Annotated in this window: 17 protein-coding genes; 12 read left to right on the top strand and 5 right to left on the bottom strand. The window is 69.5% G+C overall.

The window, feature by feature from the left end; genetic code table 11:
* Positions 1–111: 111 nt before the first annotated feature.
* Positions 112–1323 carry an amidohydrolase family protein gene (locus tag ABZX37_RS47540; protein WP_354750943.1) on the bottom strand — a complete coding sequence of 404 codons (1212 nt, stop codon included), beginning with the start codon at positions 1321–1323 and terminating at the stop codon, positions 112–114.
* Positions 1324–1433: 110 nt separating this feature from the next.
* Here ABZX37_RS47540 and ABZX37_RS47545 point away from each other — a divergent pair, with 110 nt between their 5' ends.
* Entirely contained in the window at positions 1434–2141 is a 708-nt protein-coding gene (locus ABZX37_RS47545) for a DUF6461 domain-containing protein (protein WP_354750944.1), read from the top strand.
* Here ABZX37_RS47545 and ABZX37_RS47550 read toward each other — a convergent pair.
* From ABZX37_RS47550 to ABZX37_RS47560, 3 genes are read right to left on the bottom strand one after another with little or no spacing between them, the layout of a single operon-like run.
* A complete protein-coding gene (locus ABZX37_RS47550; RefSeq protein ID WP_354750945.1) occupies positions 2077–2913 on the bottom strand; it encodes a class II fructose-bisphosphate aldolase in 837 nt (278 codons plus the stop codon). The genes ABZX37_RS47545 and ABZX37_RS47550 overlap by 65 nt on opposite strands.
* A complete protein-coding gene (locus ABZX37_RS47555) occupies positions 2910–3797 on the bottom strand; it encodes a hexose kinase (protein ID WP_354750946.1) in 888 nt (295 codons plus the stop codon). The genes ABZX37_RS47550 and ABZX37_RS47555 overlap by 4 nt, the downstream gene beginning before the upstream one ends.
* Positions 3797–4624, bottom strand: a complete 828-nt coding sequence (locus tag ABZX37_RS47560) for an SIS domain-containing protein (RefSeq protein ID WP_354750959.1) — start codon at positions 4622–4624, stop codon at positions 3797–3799. Before ABZX37_RS47560 ends, ABZX37_RS47555 begins: the two co-directional genes overlap by 1 nt.
* Positions 4625–4857: 233 nt before the next feature.
* On the opposite strand from ABZX37_RS47560, the gene ABZX37_RS47565 reads away from it, so the two are divergent.
* The 10 genes from ABZX37_RS47565 (at position 4858) to ABZX37_RS47610 (ending at position 14042) form a co-directional block, all read left to right on the top strand.
* Positions 4858–5370, top strand: coding sequence for a DeoR family transcriptional regulator (locus tag ABZX37_RS47565; RefSeq protein ID WP_354750947.1), 513 nt, complete (start codon positions 4858–4860; stop codon positions 5368–5370).
* A gap of 9 nt (positions 5371–5379) precedes the next feature.
* Entirely contained in the window at positions 5380–5532 is a 153-nt protein-coding gene (locus tag ABZX37_RS47570; protein ID WP_354750948.1) for a hypothetical protein, read from the top strand.
* 71 nt (positions 5533–5603) lie between these two features.
* On the top strand, positions 5604–6785 hold the full coding sequence (locus ABZX37_RS47575) for a Gfo/Idh/MocA family oxidoreductase (RefSeq protein WP_354750949.1): 1182 nt from the start codon (positions 5604–5606) through the stop codon (positions 6783–6785).
* A gap of 58 nt (positions 6786–6843) precedes the next feature.
* Positions 6844–8127: an ABC transporter substrate-binding protein gene (locus tag ABZX37_RS47580; RefSeq protein ID WP_354750950.1), complete on the top strand. Its 1284-nt coding sequence runs from the start codon at positions 6844–6846 to the stop codon at positions 8125–8127.
* Positions 8128–8137: 10 nt separating this feature from the next.
* On the top strand, positions 8138–9052 hold the full coding sequence (locus ABZX37_RS47585) for a sugar ABC transporter permease (protein WP_354750951.1): 915 nt from the start codon (positions 8138–8140) through the stop codon (positions 9050–9052).
* Positions 9049–9930 (top strand): carbohydrate ABC transporter permease, encoded by an 882-nt coding sequence (locus ABZX37_RS47590; protein ID WP_354750952.1) that lies wholly within the window; start codon positions 9049–9051, stop codon positions 9928–9930. Before ABZX37_RS47585 ends, ABZX37_RS47590 begins: the two co-directional genes overlap by 4 nt.
* Before the next feature lie 23 nt (positions 9931–9953).
* Positions 9954–10901, top strand: coding sequence for a carbohydrate kinase family protein (locus ABZX37_RS47595; RefSeq protein ID WP_354750953.1), 948 nt, complete (start codon positions 9954–9956; stop codon positions 10899–10901).
* Positions 10898–12202 (top strand): alpha-glucosidase/alpha-galactosidase, encoded by a 1305-nt coding sequence (locus ABZX37_RS47600; RefSeq protein ID WP_354750954.1) that lies wholly within the window; start codon positions 10898–10900, stop codon positions 12200–12202. The genes ABZX37_RS47595 and ABZX37_RS47600 overlap by 4 nt, the downstream gene beginning before the upstream one ends.
* Positions 12203–12382: 180 nt before the next feature.
* Positions 12383–13216 (top strand): endo alpha-1,4 polygalactosaminidase, encoded by an 834-nt coding sequence (locus ABZX37_RS47605; RefSeq protein ID WP_354750955.1) that lies wholly within the window; start codon positions 12383–12385, stop codon positions 13214–13216.
* 52 nt (positions 13217–13268) lie between these two features.
* Positions 13269–14042 carry a class I SAM-dependent methyltransferase gene (locus ABZX37_RS47610; protein ID WP_354750956.1) on the top strand — a complete coding sequence of 258 codons (774 nt, stop codon included), beginning with the start codon at positions 13269–13271 and terminating at the stop codon, positions 14040–14042.
* Here the strand turns inward: ABZX37_RS47610 and ABZX37_RS47615 are convergent.
* Positions 14039–14935 (bottom strand): DMT family transporter, encoded by an 897-nt coding sequence (locus tag ABZX37_RS47615; RefSeq protein WP_354750957.1) that lies wholly within the window; start codon positions 14933–14935, stop codon positions 14039–14041. The genes ABZX37_RS47610 and ABZX37_RS47615 overlap by 4 nt on opposite strands.
* Positions 14936–15017: 82 nt before the next feature.
* Between ABZX37_RS47615 and ABZX37_RS47620 the strand changes: the two genes are divergently transcribed.
* Positions 15018–15911, top strand: a complete 894-nt coding sequence (locus ABZX37_RS47620) for a LysR family transcriptional regulator (protein ID WP_354750958.1) — start codon at positions 15018–15020, stop codon at positions 15909–15911.
* Positions 15912–16224: the final 313 nt, after the last annotated feature.

The following is a 16224-nucleotide window of genomic DNA, read 5'->3' on the forward strand; positions in this document are numbered from 1 at the left end:
TTTTTTTCGTCTCCTATAGGCCGGCGGCGGACCCTCCAAATGTTTTGACGGGGGGGCCTACGTTTTGTTTATATGAGTCCCTCAGGGTTCCCCTCACGGACCTTTCCGGGGTCAGAGGTCGAGGACCGCCAGGCCATCGGCCACCACGACCCCGTCGTGCAGCACCGTTCGGTCCTTGCCCCGGTCCATCACCGCGCTCGTCGGGGTCTCGCCGTCCACCAGGACCAGGTCCGCGCGGTCGCCGACGGCCACCCCGGGCCGGTCGTCGACGCCCGCCAATCGCGGGACGTCGTGGCTCATGATCGAAGCGCCGCCGATCGTCGCGACCGCCAGGGCCATCTCGATCAGCTCGTCGCGGCGGAAGCCGTGGGTGAAAGCCAGCTGCCAGGTGCGGTCGAGGAGGTCGCAGTTGCCGTACGGGCTCCAGTAGTCCCGCTGGCCGTCCTCCCCCAGCCCGACGCGCACGCCCGAGGCCGTCAGGTCCGCGAGCGACAACTGCCGGTCGACGGACGGCGCGACGGTCGCCATCGCGATGTCCAGCTCCGCGAACGTGTCGATCAGCCGGCGGCTCACCGCTTCCGAAACCGACCCCAGCTCGTACGCGTGCGACATGGTCACCTTGCCGCGCATGTCCAGCGCGCGGACCCGCTCGATCACCAGGTCCGTCGAAAACACGCCGAGATGCCCCGGTTCGTGCAGGTGGATGTCCACCTCGACGCCGTACTTCTCGGCCAGCCCGAACACGACGTCCAAGTGCCCCTTGGGATCCTTGTCGAGCGAACACGGGTCGATCCCGCCGACGACCGACGCGCCCGAACGCAGCGAGGCCTCCAGCACGTCCACCGTGCCCGGCTCGCGCAGGATCCCGGCCTGCGGAAACGCCATCACCTCGACGTCCGCGTGCCCGGCGAACCGCTCCTTCGCCGCGAGGACAGCGTCGAGCTTCTCCAGCTGGCAGTCCACGTCGACCTGCGCGTAAGTCCGCACGCGAGTGGTGCCGTTCGCGATCATCCGCTCCAGCGTGCCCGCGACGCGCTCCGGCAGCGGGACTTCGGCGTCCCGCCAGTTCTCGCGGTCGTTCAGCATCATCGCCCACACCCCCGGCGCGCCGGTGTGCGGCCGGAACGGCAGCCCGATCCGCGTCGAGTCGAGGTGGACGTGCACGTCGCTGAACGACGGGAACAGCAACCGCCCGCGCCCCTCGACCACGTCCGGCCCAGGCGCCACCGCCGGATCATGCGGCCGGACCGCGGCGATCCGGTCGCCGGCCACCTCGACGTCGCTGCGCTGACCGCCCCAGGGACGGACGTCACGGATCAACACGGAGAGCACCTTTCTCAGCGGGAGCGCTTTGGTATACCAAGAGTACCGGATGCGCGGGTTTGCACACCAGGACGCCGCGGGCGCATAAGATCGTCGGCGGAGGAACGCCGATGAACGAGAAATCGCCAGTGGCCGACCGGTACCGGCTGGATCCGGGCTGGGCTTGGCTGGCCTCCGCCGGCGTCATCCCCAGCGGCGCACTGACTTTCGTGCGCGGGATGGGCGTCGCCGAGGTGTTCCGCACGTTCGACATCGACCCGGACTCGGCACGGACGATGACCGCGCGGCAAGCGCTGACCGACCCGGTGCTGCAAACGGGCATCTACGACGAGGGGCCGCAGTGGATCCGCGTCGCCGAGTCCGGCGAATGGACCGTCGCGGTGGAGTACTCGCAGCAGAAGAGCTACGTCGACGGCATCTCGAGCCACCTGGCCCAGAACACCGAGGTTGTCCTCATCTCCGCCAACCCGTTCGACCCGGCGGAGGTCAGTTATCTCTCGCACGGCGATTTCGTCTTCGCGTTCGGGTGCGGCGCGCCCTACGACTCCCGGGCCGGGAGTCGCCCCCACATGTTCGACGACGAGATGTTCGACGCCGGGCTCATCGACTTCCCGTCACGTGCGACCATCCGCGACGCGTCGGTCGCGATGATGGCGATCCTGGGGCGACACCTCGGATTCAGCCTGACTCCGGAGACAGTCAACGGACCGCTCCCCACTGCTTATCGCATGCACCAGTACAGGCCGCCCAGGGTCAACCCGCCAGCAGGCGCAGAAGCCGAGCAGTCTCCGAAGCCACCGCCGTCCTCCCCAGCCTGACGTACTTCCTCGGGTCCACCGCCTCCGGCTGCTCCGCCAGGAACTGCCGCACCGAGCGCGTGAACAGGCCGTTCAGGTGCGTTGAGATATTGACCTTGGTCATCCCGCTCACCACCGCACCGCGCAGTTCTTCGTCGGACAGGCCGGACGAGCCGTGCAATACGAGCGGGACCGGGACGGCGTCTCGCAATCGGGTCACCAGCGAGCGGTCCACTTGAGCGGTCCGCTCCACCATCGCGTGGGACGTGCCGACAGCCACCGCCAGCGCGTCGACTCCGGTTGCGGCCACGAAGTCCGCTGCTTCGGCCGGGTCGGTGCGGGCGCCGGGGGCGTGTACGCCGTCCTTGCCGCCGACCTCGCCTAGTTCCGCTTCCACTGCCACGCCCGCCTCGTGGCACAGATCGGCGATTTCGCGGGTCGTGCGCAGGTTTTCCGCGTAGGGCAGGCGCGAGCCGTCGTACATCACGCTGTCGACGCCCAGTGCGATGCCTTCGCGGATCAGCTCGGGGTCTTCGATGTGGTCCAGGTGCACCAGCATGTCCGCAGACGCGCGGCGAGCGATTTCCAACGACGCCACGGTGATCGGGGCCAGGCCGCCGTGGTAGCGGACGCAGTTCTCGCTGATTTGGAGCACCACCGGCAATCCGGCTTGTTCCGCGCCGTCGGCGATGGCCTCGGCGTGTTCCAGCATGATCACGTTGAACGCGCCCACGGCGGCGCCGCGCGCACGGGCGGCGGCCAGCAGCCGGGGCAGGTCGGGGCGGGTGATCATGCGGGGGCTCCGTTCAGGAATCGACGGTAGGCGGGCAGATCGACCTCTCCCGCGACTGGGCGGAGGACGGCTGCGGCACCCAGTGCGGCGGCAGTGCGCAGGGCTTCGATCAGGGGACGACCGGTGGCGAGGGCTGCAGCCAGTCCGGCGGTTGCGGCGTCTCCGGCACCGGTGGGGTTGCCGTGCACGCCGGGAATGGCGGGGACGGTGAAGACACCGCCCGGGGTGTAGGCAGCGATTCCGTCGGCCCCGCGCGAAACGACGGCCAACTCCGCGCCAAGGCGGAGAAGCATTCCCGCGCCGGAAGCCTCGTCGGCCGCAGATGTCGCGTCGAGCAGCTCAGCCCGGTTCGGCTTCACGACAGCGCCGGCCCGCGCAGCGGCCAGCAGAGCTGGACCAGATGCGTCGACCAGTGTCCGTACCCCGGCTTTCCGGGCGATGCGGACCCACTCCGCGACCAAGTCCGGCGAGGCACCGCGCGGCAGGGAACCGGAAACCACCAGGAATCCGGCATCAGACAAGCACGCGGCCAGGCACCTGCCGAAAGCCGTCCATTCCACTTCGGACACTTCCGGGCCGGGCTCCGTATAGACAGTGGGGTGACCGTCCCCGGTCACCGTCACGGTGGTGCGGTTCTCGCCAGAAATCGGGACGGCGTCGAACGGGACGTCCAAGGCAGAACCGAGCCATCGGCCCGCGTCCCCGCCCAACGGGAGCACCGCCTTGACCGGGACGTCCAGTGCGGCCAGCACCCGGGCGACGTTGACGCCCTTGCCGCCTGGGCGTCGCCGCACCTCCAGCACCCGGTTCGTGTCGCCGGGCGTATGGGTGCCGACCCGGTAGGTGACGTCGATGGCCGGGTTCGGCGTCACGGCGACGATCATCAGGCGAGGATGACCGAGCGCGTCAGCGAACGCGGGCGGTCGGGGTCAAGGCCGCGCCGGGCGGCCAGCGCGACGGCGAAGCGTTGCGCGACCACGAGTGCGGCCAGCGGGTCCAGGTCGTGGTGCACGAATCGCGCGCCGGTGCGGGCGACCTCGTCCGCGAGCCCGGCGGGGGGCTCGCCTAGCGACCAGACGAGACGGCCTGGCTGAGCGATCGCGATCGGGCCGTGGCGGTAGTCCATGGCGGGATAGGACTCGGCCCAGAACTGTGCCGCCTCGCGGGTTTTCAGCGCCGCCTCGCAGGCCAGGCCGACGGCCGGGCCGCGGCCGACGAAGGTGACCTGTTCGGCGTCGAGCAGGTCGTCGACCGGTTGGGCCAACGCGTCGGAGCAGGCCGCGGCGAGCCGGTCGATGTCGTCGCCCAGGCCCGCGCGCAGCAGCGCGAGTGCGGTGGTGGCGAACCGCGTTTGCACGACAGATTGTTCGTCGGCGAAGGAAAGCTCGACGACCTCGTCCGCGAGTGCGGCAGCGGGGCTGTCGCCGACCGCGGTGATCAGCACGGTGCGCTGCGCGGGCAGGGCGGTGAGCAGGTCGATGATCTCGGTCGTGGTGCCGGAGCGGGAGATCGCCACGACGCGGTCGTATTCGCGCGACGCCGGATACTCGGAGCCGGCGAAGGCGTCGGTGATCCCGTGGCCGCGTTGTTCGCGGGCGACGGCGTAGCTCATCGCGATGAACCAGCTGGTGCCGCAGCCGACGACCGCCACTCGTTCGCCCGGCCGGGGCAGGGCGGCGGACGGGGCGAGGGCGGCCGCGGCGCGCCACATCTCGGGCTGGGAAGCCAGTTCGGCGGCCACGAAGGAGCCGGGGGCATCCGGAAGGGAGGACACGGGATGAAGGCCTTTCGATCCAGGGCGAGGGACGTGATCGCCTCCGTCAGGGTACTTGAGTGATTTTGATCGGTCTAGGCGTTCACATGCAGATTCGCTCACGCAGTTGCGTCGACGCGCGCTCTCGGATCAGCACCGGACCGCCTCCGACCAGGACCGAGAGACCCGGCATGACGCCCCGGCAACGCTTGAACGTCCTGCTCGAATTGGTGAGCGAACGGGGCAACGTCACGATTTCGGAGATCGGCGACGCGCTCGACGTCTCCCCCGCGACCGCGCTGCGGGACTTGACGATCCTCGCTGATCACACGCACCCACGGCCGGGCCGCCGCACCGGCTACGAACTGCCGCCGCAGTACAAGAGCGCGCGGCAGGCCGAGGCGAAGACCGCGATCGCCGCCCGCGCCGCCGACCTGGCGCGGCCAAGGGAAACCGTCGGCAGCAACGGCGGCACCACGGCCACCGAGGTCGCCCGCGCGCTGGGCAAGAGCGAGCGGTTCGTCCGCACCGACGGCGAACCCGGGCTGACCGTCGGCACCAACGCGCTCAACATCGCCTACGAGCCGTCTGTCCGTGCGCAGGTCAAGATCGCCGTGACCGGCGGCAGTACTACGAACTGGTCGGCTCGCTCGTCTCGGACACGCTCTCGGCGTTCACGGTCATCCTCGGCGTCGACGGCCTGAGCGCGCAGCATGGCGCGACTAAGCTGCACGAGGGAGAAGCCGACGTTCGCCCGCATCTGCCGGCTCGACGCGATCGACGTCCTGGTCACCGACTCCGAGGTGCCCGCGTCGTTCGCCGCCGACCTGGCCGCGGCCTCTGTGGAGCTCGTCGTCGCCGGATGAGCCGCCCGTTGCGCATTTCTGATTGTTTTGCCATGATGCAGATCAATATCACGCAGAAGTGAGGTGGCGACGTGGCGAACCGCGGGGTGCTGCGGGTCGGTGTGGTCGGAGTCGGCCTGCGGGCCGGGATCGCCCGGCACGTAACGGAATCCGGGGTCGCGGCGGAGATTGTCGCCGCTTCGGATCCCGATGAGCGAGGCCGGGCGCGAGCACGCGAAATGTTCGGCGCCGTCGAGGTCGTGGCCGGACACCAAGAACTCGCCAAGCTGGTCGACGCCGCCATTGTCACCTCACCGGACTGGACGCACGCCGAGATCGCCGTCGACCTGCTCCGCGCCGGAGTGGCCGTGTACCTCGAAAAGCCGCTCGCCACAACGCTTCCCGACGCGGACGCGGTCCTCGCCGCCGCCCAGGAAACCGGCACGAAGCTCTACATCGGACACAACTTCCGGCACGCGGCCGTCGTCCGCACGCTGCACGACGTCGTGACCCGCGGCGAGATCGGCGAGGTGAAAGCCGTGTGGTGCCGTCATTTCGTCGGCAACGGCGGCGACTACTACTTCAAGGACTGGCACGCCGACCGCAGCCGCGTGAATTCCCTGCTGCTGCAGAAAGCCAGCCACGACCTCGACGTCATCCACTACCTCGCCGGCGGCTTCACCCGCCGCGTCACCGCGATGGGCGACCTGGCCGTCTACGGCGAGATCGCCGACCGAAGCGGCCAAGGCGACCGGCTCGCCGACGACTGGTTCTCCTTCGACAACTGGCCCCCTGCAACGCAAACCGGCCTCAACCCGGTCGTCGACGTCGAAGACCTCTCGATGGTCCACATGCGACTCGACAACGGCGTCCTCGCCAGCTACGAACAATGCCACTTCACGCCCGATTACTGGCGCAATTACACCGTGATCGGCACCGAAGGCCGCGCTGAGAACTTCGGCGACACCGGCGGCGGCGCGGTAAAAGTGTGGAATCGCCGCCGCGGCTGGTCGCTGGACGGAGACCTCGAGCACCCGATCGACGGTGTCGCATCAGGACACCAGGACGCCGATCTCCTTACCATGACTGAATTCCTGCGTTACGTCGTGCACGGCGACCCGCCGGAACTGTCGCCGATCGCCGCCCGCGAGGCCGTGGCGACGGGCGCACTCGCCACGCAATCCCTGCGCTCCGGCTCCGTGCCGATCGACATCCCTCCCCTCCCCGAAACGGTAGCCGCCCACTTCTCCCCGCCGGAAGGAAACCGCAGATGACCCCACCCTCCCGCCGTCCCCGCCCGCAGCGCTAGCGCGAGGGAAGGAAAACGATCCCATGCGCGTGCGAACCCTGACCCGCCGCGGGTTTCTCCGCGGCGCGGCAGCGATGGCACTGGTCCCCGCCGCCGCGGCCTGCGCCGAGGCGCCCGCCGCCACGTCCGGACCGGTCACCGTCGAAATGTGGCACGGCCAGAACGACACCGGCCTCAAAGTCCTCAAACAGCTGGTCGCCTCGTTCGAGCGCGAGCACCCCGACATCCGGATCGACCTCGGCGGCGGCGTGCTCGCCGATGCCATGCTGCAGAAGGTGACCGCGGCGCTCGCCTCCGGTTCCTACCCGGACATCGCCTACATCTTCGGCTCCGACCTCGCCAGCATCGCCCGCAGTCCGCGAGTGGCCGACATGGACGACGTCGTCAGCCAAGGCACCCAGTTCTGGAAGCCCGCGCTCGAAGCGGTCACCGTGAACGAGCGCGTCCGCGCCGTGCCCGCGATGCTCGACTCGCTCGCCGTCGCCTGCAACAAGAAACTGTTCCAGGACCACGGCGTTCCACTGCCGGAGGACAACTGGCGCTGGCCGGATTTCGTGGCCGCCGCGAAGAAACTGACCAACCGCGACCAGGGACAGTTCGGCACCGCCTGGCCCGGCGCGGGCGACGAGGACACGGTCTGGCGGCTGTGGCCGATGATCTGGGACCTCGGCGGCACCATCGTCGGCCAGGACGGCCGCAGCATCGGTTTCGCCGACAGCGGGGTGCGGGCGCTCGACGTCATCCGGCAACTCTCCGCCGACCGCAGTGTCTACATCGACCCGAAACCGGGCTCCGAGCAGATGTACCAGGCCTTCGCCTCGGGCCGGATCGCGATGGTGCCGACCGGTCCGTGGCAACTGCCCGACATCAACGACGCGGGGCTCGACTACCACATCGTCCCGCTGCCCACGTTCACCGGAAACCCGATCACCATCTCCGGCCCGGACACCTGGACGGTGTTCGACAACGGCGACCGCCGCCTCGCCGCGGCCAAGACGTTCCTGCGCTGGCTGACCGCGCCGACCCAGGACGTCGTCTGGGACGTCGGCGCCGGCAGCCTCCCGCTGAGCGCCGAATCGCAACGCCTTCCGGAGTGGCAGCGGAAAACCCGGGACACCGCGGGCCTTTCCGTGTTCGTCAAGTCGCTCGAGAACTCGCACGTCCGCGCCAACCACCCCGCCTACCCGCAGGTTTCGCAGGCCGTCGCCGCGGCGATCGTCTCCGTACTGCTCGGGCGCGCGACCCCCGCCGACGCCATGCGCGACTGCGCTTCCGCGGCCAACGCCGCCCTCATCATCCCCCGTTAGGACCCCGCCCATGTCCGTACATCCCGGCCCGATCACAGTCGCTCCGGCCGCCAAGACCCGGCGCCGCCGCGAGACCGCCGCCGCCTGGGCCTACCTGAGCCCGTCGGTGATCGTCATCATCGGCCTCGGCCTGGTGCCCGTGGTGTGGTCGCTGATCCTGTCGTTCCAGGCCGACGACCTCGTCACCCCGTCCCGGTTCGTCGGCGTCGACAACTACGCGGCGCTCGCGCAGGACCCGCACTTCGGCCAAGCGGTCGGCAACACGCTGCTGTACACGGCGTTATACGTCCCGCTGAGCATCGTGCTCGGCCTCGCGCTGGCGCTCGCGCTGAACCGGCGGGTGCGCTTCATCGGCGTGTACCGGACGTTGATGTTCGTGCCGTTCGTGCTGTCGGCGACCGCGCAGGGCGTCCTGTTCTCGTTCATCCTCGACCCCGAATTCGGCGTCGCCAACTCGCTGCTGCACCGGATAGGCCTGAGCCAGCAAGGGTTTCTGACCGACCCGTCGCAGGCGCTGCTGATCCTGGTCGCCATCACGCTGTGGAGCGGCACCGGATTCTGCATGGTGGTCTTCCTGGCCGCGCTGCAGGACGTGCCGCCGTCGCTCGTCGAAGCCGCGCGGCTGGACGGCGCGGGTCCATTCCGGATCCTGAGGCACGTCACCCTGCCCGCCGTGCTGCCGGTGACCACGTTCCTGACGCTGTGGCAGCTGATCCAATCGCTCCAGGTGTTCGACCTGACCTACGTCACCACGAAGGGCGGGCCGCTCGGTTCGACCACGGTGATCGTCTACTTCATCTGGCAGCAGGCGTTCCAGAACTTCACCGCCGGATACGGCGCCGCCGCCGCGTACGTGCTCGCCGTCGTGCTGCTGGCGCTCGGGCTGGGCGTCCGGCTGCTGCGCCGCAACAAGGAGGCTCGATGACCACGCGCGCGCACGTCGCCCCGGTTTCCGCGGCCCGGCTGCCTGATGTCGCGCGCCAGCGCTGGCGGCTGCCGTTCAGCCCGTGGCATCTGCTGCTGGCTCCGCTGGCACTGGTGTTCGCGGCCCCGCTGGTGTGGCTGCTGCTGAGTTCGGTGATGAGCAACGCCGAGATCAACCGGTTCCCGCCGTCGCTGTGGCCGTCCGGGATCGACTTCTCCGGCTACCGGTACGTGCTGGAGAACGCGCTGTTCCTGCGCTGGTTCTCCAACTCGCTGATCGTGTCGGTCGTGACCGTGGCGGCCAACCTCGTGTTCGGCTCGCTCGGCGGCTACGCGTTCGCGCGCATGCGGTTCCGCGGTTCGAAGGCGATGCTCGGGCTGATGATGGCGACCATGGCGGTGCCCTTCCAGCTCACCATGATCCCGACGTTCCTGGTGATGAAGAAGCTCGGCCTCATCGACTCGCTCGGCGCGCTGATAGTTCCGTCGCTGGTCACGCCGTTCGCTGTGTTCCTGCTTCGGCAATTTTTCCTGTCGCTCCCGCGCGAACTGGAAGAAGCGGCCTGGATCGACGGCTGTTCACGGCTGCGAGTGCTGGTCCGGATCGTGCTCCCGCTGTCCAGGCCCGCCTTGAGCACTGTCGCGGTGCTGACCTTCCTGAGCACCTGGAACGACCTGACCTGGCCGTTGATCGCGATCAACCACGACACCCAGTACACGCTGCAGCTCGGCCTGACCACCTTCCAGGGACAGCACCACACCAACTGGGCGGCGGTGATGGCCGGGAACGTCATCACCGTGGCGCCGGTGCTGCTGGCGTTCCTGGGCGCGCAGAAGACGTTCATCCAGTCCATCACCTCCAGCGGCCTCAAAGGCTGACGAGTCGTCCAGAGGAACCACGCATGCCGCACCGCTTCGACCTGCTCGTGCTCGGCGACGTCAACCCCGACGTCGTCCTCGGGCCGCTGACCGAGGACCTCGACTTCCGGCAACGGGAGAACCTCGTCGGCCATGGCTCGCTGACGCTCGGCGGGTCCGCCGCGATCACCGCCGCCGGAGCTGCCCGGCTGGGGCTGAAAGTCGCCTTCGCCGGTCGGATCGGCGACGACCCCGCCGGTCGCTTCGTCCGCGACATCCTCGAGGACCGCAGCGTCGACACGCGAGCCCTCACAGTGGACCCGACGTTGCCGACCCCGCTCACCGCGATCCTGACCCGCGACGACAGCCGCGCCATCATCACCAGCGCCGGAGTGCTGGACGCGGTGTCGGCGGCGGACGTCCCCGCCGAGTTGCTGGCGAGCGCCCGGCACGTCCACGCCTCGTCGTACTTCCTGATGCCCAAGCTGGCCGCCGGGCTGCCGGAGCTGTTCCGCACCGCTCGGGCGCACGGCGCGACGACCTCGCTGGACACCAACGACGACCCAGCGCGGCAGTGGGATCCCAGCGGCATCCCGCTGGTCCTTCAGGAGACCGGCTACCTCCTGCCCAACGCCGCCGAAGCCCTGCAGCTGTCCGGGAAATCCAGCCTCCTCGACGCCGCGGCCCATCTCGCCGCACAGGGTCCGACCGTCGTCGTCAAGAACGGTGCCGACGGCGCTCTCGCGCACCACCGCGGCGAAACCGTCACGGCTCCCGCGTCCGCGATCACCCCGCTCGACACCGTCGGCGCCGGGGACAGCTTCAACGCCGCGTTCCTCGCCGCGACGCTGCGCGGTCTGCCGCTCCGCGACGCGCTGCGGGCCGGGGTCGAGGGCGGCGGCCGTTCGACGCTCGCGCGCGGCGGGATCGACGGCCAGCCCACTTGGAACGAGCTCCACCTCACCGAAACCACTGAAACGGAAAGCGCATGACCACCAAGATCACCTTCATCGGCGCCGGCAGCGTCGTGTTCACCCAGGGTCTGCTCGCGGACCTGTTCGCCTACCCCGAACTGGCCGAGGTGCACGTCGCGCTGCACGACATCGACCCGGAACGCCTGCGCATCGCGCACGCGGCGGCCGGTCGCATCGCCGAAGCGCGCGGGGCCAAGCCGGTCCTCACCGCGCACGCGGACCGCCGGGAAGCCCTTGACGGCGCGGACTTCGTCATCAACATGGTCCAAATCGGAATGGGCGAGGCCACCCGCGTCGACTTCGACATCCCCGCGCGCTTCGGGGTGAAGCAGACGATCGGCGACACGCTCGGCGTCGGCGGGATTTTCCGTGCGCTGCGCACTTTCCCGTTCCTGCGCGAACTCGGCGAGGACATCGCGCAGGTGTGCCCGCGGGCGTGGCTGCTGAACTACACGAATCCGATGGCGATGAACGTGCAGTACCTCTCCGAGACGCTCGGCTCGGACCGCGTCGTCGGCCTGTGCCATTCGGTGTACTGGACGGTGCACGACCTGGCCGCGCTGCTGGAGGTGCCGCTGTCCGAGGTCACTTACCACGCCGCGGGCATCAACCACCAGGCCTGGATCCTGCGCCTGGAACACCAGGGCAACGATCTGTACCCGCGGCTCGCCGAACTCGCCGAGGACCCGCAGCTGCGGCGGCGCGTGCGGTTCGACATGTTCCGGCGGCTCGGCTACTACCCCACCGAAACGAGCGAGCATTCCTCCGAATACGTGCCGTGGTATCTCGGCCACGCCAGCGAAATCGAACGGCTGCGGCTGCCGATCGGCGCGTATCTGGACGTCGTGGCGGAGAACGAGGCCGAATACGAACGGACCCGGCAGGCGATCGAACGCGACGAACCGCTCACCGTCGAAGGCACCAACGAATACGCGCCGCAGATCATCCACAGTGTCGTCACCGGCACGCCGCGCACTGTTTACGGCAATGTGCTCAACCGCGGGCTGATCCCGAATCTCCCCGCGACCGGAGCCGTCGAGGTGCCGTGCCTCGCTGACGCCACCGGCATCCGTCCGACGCGGGTCGACGCGTTGCCGCCGCAGCTCGCCGCGCTGAACCGCACCTACTTGAGCACCACCGAACTCGTGGTGCGCGCGGCGATCGAGGACGATCCCCGGCACATCCGCCACGCCGCGATGACCGATCCCGCCACCGCGGCCGCGCTTCCGGTCGAACGCATCTGGGAACTGTGCGACGAAATGGTGCTCGCGCACGGCGACGCGCTCCAGCCCGGATTGCGGAAAACGCTGGGCGGCTGACGAGTCTTGACGGCGCGGCACGGTGATCCGCTAAGCTTCTGGTGCCTGCCGGACGGGCAGGCACCAGAGGTACGCCCAGCCGGTAATGCGGATTTCTTTCCGCGAGCCCGGACCCAGTCGCCAGGATGTCTTCTCCAGCGTCCGAGGCGGGGCCGTACTCACCAACGCTGGAGTCACCAGATGCATTCGCTTCCTGGTCGGATTTCTCGCGGAACCGTCGCCGCCGCCCTGCTGATCGGCAGTTCGGCGTGCGCGCTCGGGGCCAGCGGCACCGCGGAAAGCGCGCCGCTGCCCTCGCCGCACAGCCAAGTCCCGCTGCCGGCCCCGCACGCCGGGTTCGACTACCAGATCGGCGGCCCCTACCAGCCGCCGGCGGGCGTCGAGGTCGTCAGCCGCGACCACAGCGCCCCGGCGGCCGCCGGGCTGTACAACATCTGCTACGTCAACGCTTTCCAGGCTCAGCCCGGCGCCGAAAAGGACTGGGGCGACCTGGTTCTGCGCGACGGCGACGGCAACGTCGTCATGGATCGCCATTGGAACGAAGCGCTGCTCGACCTGCGCACCGCGGACAAGCGGGGCCGGATCGCGGACAAGGTCGGCACGTGGATCGACGAGTGCGCGGGCAAGGGCTACCAGGCCGTCGAGCCGGACAACTACGACAGCTTCACCCGGTCCCAGGGCCTGCTCAGCGCACGGAACGCCCAGGACCTCGCCAAGCTGCTTTCCTCGCGCGCGCACGGAAAAGGCCTCGCGATCGCCCAGAAGAACACCTCGGAACTGGCCTCGTCGCGGGCGGACAACGGCCTTGACTTCGCCGTCGCCGAGGAATGCGGCGAGCAGGACAATTGCGCGGAGTACACCCAGTATTTCGGCAACCAGGTGATCGTCATCGAATACTCCGAGGACGGCCTGAGCAACGCGTGTGCCAAGTGGGGCACCACTCTCAGCGTCGTCCGCCGCGACCGGGACGTCACGCCGAAGGGCGATTCCGCTTACGTGCGCGAAACCTGCTGAGACTTCCGTCATCCTGCCAGCGCCGCCACGCGGTTGCTGGCAGGGTGGCGGAATGGACGACGAGTACCCGTTCGACAACGCGGCCGCCCCGGCCAGCGACCGGATGTCCGCCCTCGAAGCCAGCTACGACGCGACCACCGTCCAGCACCTGGGGAACCTCGGGGTCGGCGCGGGCTGGTCCTGCTGGGAGATCGGCGCGGGCGGCGGGTCGATCGCCCGGTGGCTGGCCGAACGGGCCGACCACGTGCTGGCCACCGACCTCGACACCCGGTTGCTGGCCGACCTGCCCGCGAACGCCTCGGCGGTGCGCCACGACGTGCGCGAGGAGCCGCTCCCGGACCGCAAGTTCGACCTGATCCACGCCCGGCTGGTGCTGATCCACTTCCCGGAACGCGACGAACTGGTAGCGAAACTCGCGGACGCCCTCGCACCCGGCGGCTGGCTGGTCCTCGAGGAGATCGAGCCGCGCGGCCAAACCGTGCTCGCCACGCCCGACGAGGAGAGCGCTGCGGTTTTCGGCTCCGTGCAAGGGCGGATCCTGGACCTGCTCGAACAGGCGGGCAGCGACGTCGAATGGGCCGGGCGGCTGCCGGAGGTGCTCACCGGGGCCGGATTGCGCGAGGTCGGCAGCGCGCGGGTGACGACGCGCTGGCCTGGTGGCGGTCCGGAGATCCGGTTGCTGGCCGCGAATTCGATGGAACTGGCGGAAAAGCTGGCCGCGGACGGCGTGCGGCCGGAGGAACTTGAGCAGTTCCGCCGAGTGCTCGCCGATCCGCGGTTCACCGTGTCGTCCTATCCCCTGGTCTCGGTGTGGGGCCGCCGTTAACGGCGGCGCGAGATCGCCACGCCAGCCAGGCAGAGCACCCCGCCGATGAGCCCATACGCGCTCGGGGTTTCGGCGAGCAGCAGCCACGACAGCACCACCGCCACCGCGGGCACGGCGTAGGTCACCATCGTCAGGCGACCGGCGTCCGTGCGGCGCAGGGCGTACGCCCACGCCGTGAAGCCGACAGCGGTGGGGAACACTCCCAAGTAGACACTGCCGAGCACCGCGCCGGTGGGTGCCACCTGCAGTTCGCCGATCAGCTGCGGCGCCCACGGCAACAGCACGACGGTCCCGACGACACAGCCGAGCCAGATGGCGGTCAGCCCGTCGACGTGGCGCAGCGTCACCTTCTGGACCATGACTCCGGCGGCGTACAGGACAGCGGCCAGCAGGCACAGCAGGACGCCTGCCCAGTCGTTGCTTCCGGTGGCGCCGGTCGCGATCAGCGCGGCCCCGCCCAGCGCGACGAGCGAGCCGATGATCAGCGAGCGCGAGAAGCCTTCGCCGAGGAACTTCCCTGCCGCGACGGCGACCATCAGCGGCGCGAGGTTCACCAGCAAGGCCGCGGTCCCGGCGTCGACGTGCCGCTCCCCCGCGTTGAGCACGACGGTGTACGCGGCCAGCCACAGCACGGCGTACGCCGCGACCAGCAGGAATGCCTTGCGGGACAGCCGGACGCGCACGGCGCCCTTGGCCAGTACGAACACGGTGAGCGCGACGGCCGCGACGGCGAGCCGCAGCAGCGCCAGCGGCGCCGGGGACAGCGCGTGCCCCACGCTGCGGATGGCGACGAACGACGAGGCCCACAGCACGACGGCGAGCCCGGCAGCGGCCGCGATCTTGCCGAGGTCGGTCTTGACGGCGGGCTGGGCGGTTTCCACGATATCGGTCACCTGGCCATCGTCACCTCGCGGCTATGTACAGCACAAGCGATGAATTCTGTACCTCCGTTAAGGGCCGCTGTACATTGGCAGCATGCTGGACATCCCCCGCCTCCGCGTGCTGCGCGCAGTCGTCGCCTCCGGGTCGATTCGTGCGAGCGCCGCCGCGCTCGGCTACACGCCCTCCGCGGTGAGCCAGCAAATCACCACGCTGCAACGGGAGACCGGGCTGCAACTGTTCGAACGGTCCGGCCGCGGCATCGAGCCCACCGAGGCCGGGCGGACCCTCGCCGCCGAAGCGGAAGCGCTGTTCGAGTCCTTCAGCCGGGTCGAGCAGGTCGTCACCGAACTGCGCGCCGGACGCGTCGGGCGGCTGTCGATCGGCTACTTCGGCTCGGCCGGCTCGACGTGGCTGGCCCCGACAGTCGCCGCGCTGCGCACCGAGTTCCCCGGCCTGCGGCTGGACCTGATGCTGACCGAGTTCACGCCGGGCGACCCGGATATCGACATCTTCGTGGAGGAGACCGGCGCCGAGCACCCCGGGTCGGTCGTCGTGCACCGGCTGGCCGAGGACCCGTACCTGGCGGTCGTCCGCCTCGACGACCCGCTCGCCGGGCTGCCCGAGGTGCCGCTGGCCGCGCTCGCGCAGCGGCATTGGGTCGACAACGACCTGCGCGAGGGCCCGTGCCGGCAGGTCCTGCTCAACGCCTGCACGCAAGCCGGGTTCTCGCCCAGCTTCGTCGTCGAAACCCACGACTACCGGACCGCGATGTCTTTCGTGGCAACGGGAATCGGGCTGACCGTGGTCCCGGCGCTGGGCATCGGCGAACTGCCGGACGGCCTCACGACGGTCGCACTGGCCTCCCCCGCGCCGGTCCGGCACCTCAGCCTCGCGGTGAAGAAGCCGATCGCGGAGCACCCAGCCGCCCGGCGCGCGGTGGAACTGCTGGAAAGCCTGGTCTGCCCGGAAAAAGCCAGCGTCGGCTGACACCCCCAGGCCTGACGCGCCGCCCGGAGTCCGTGAAGGACTCCTTGAAGGAATCAGATTCCCTCAAGGAGCCCTTCACGGACCGCCCCCACGGCCGCGATCGCGACGCACCCAATGTGGCATTGGGTGCATCGCACGCACCCAATGTGGCGTTCGGTGCATCTGATGCACCCAATGCCACATTGGGGCGCTAGCCCCACTCACCAACCCGCACCGCTGCACCCAACGATCGAGGCACCCAGCCCCTCCCCCGCACCCCGATACGAAGCCTCCCTGCGGTCTGGGGGTGCTTGTCAAGGCATCTTTCCCGCCT

It is taken from the genome of Amycolatopsis sp. NPDC004079 (assembly GCF_040610415.1).
Lineage (GTDB): Bacteria > Actinomycetota > Actinomycetes > Mycobacteriales > Pseudonocardiaceae > Amycolatopsis > Amycolatopsis halotolerans.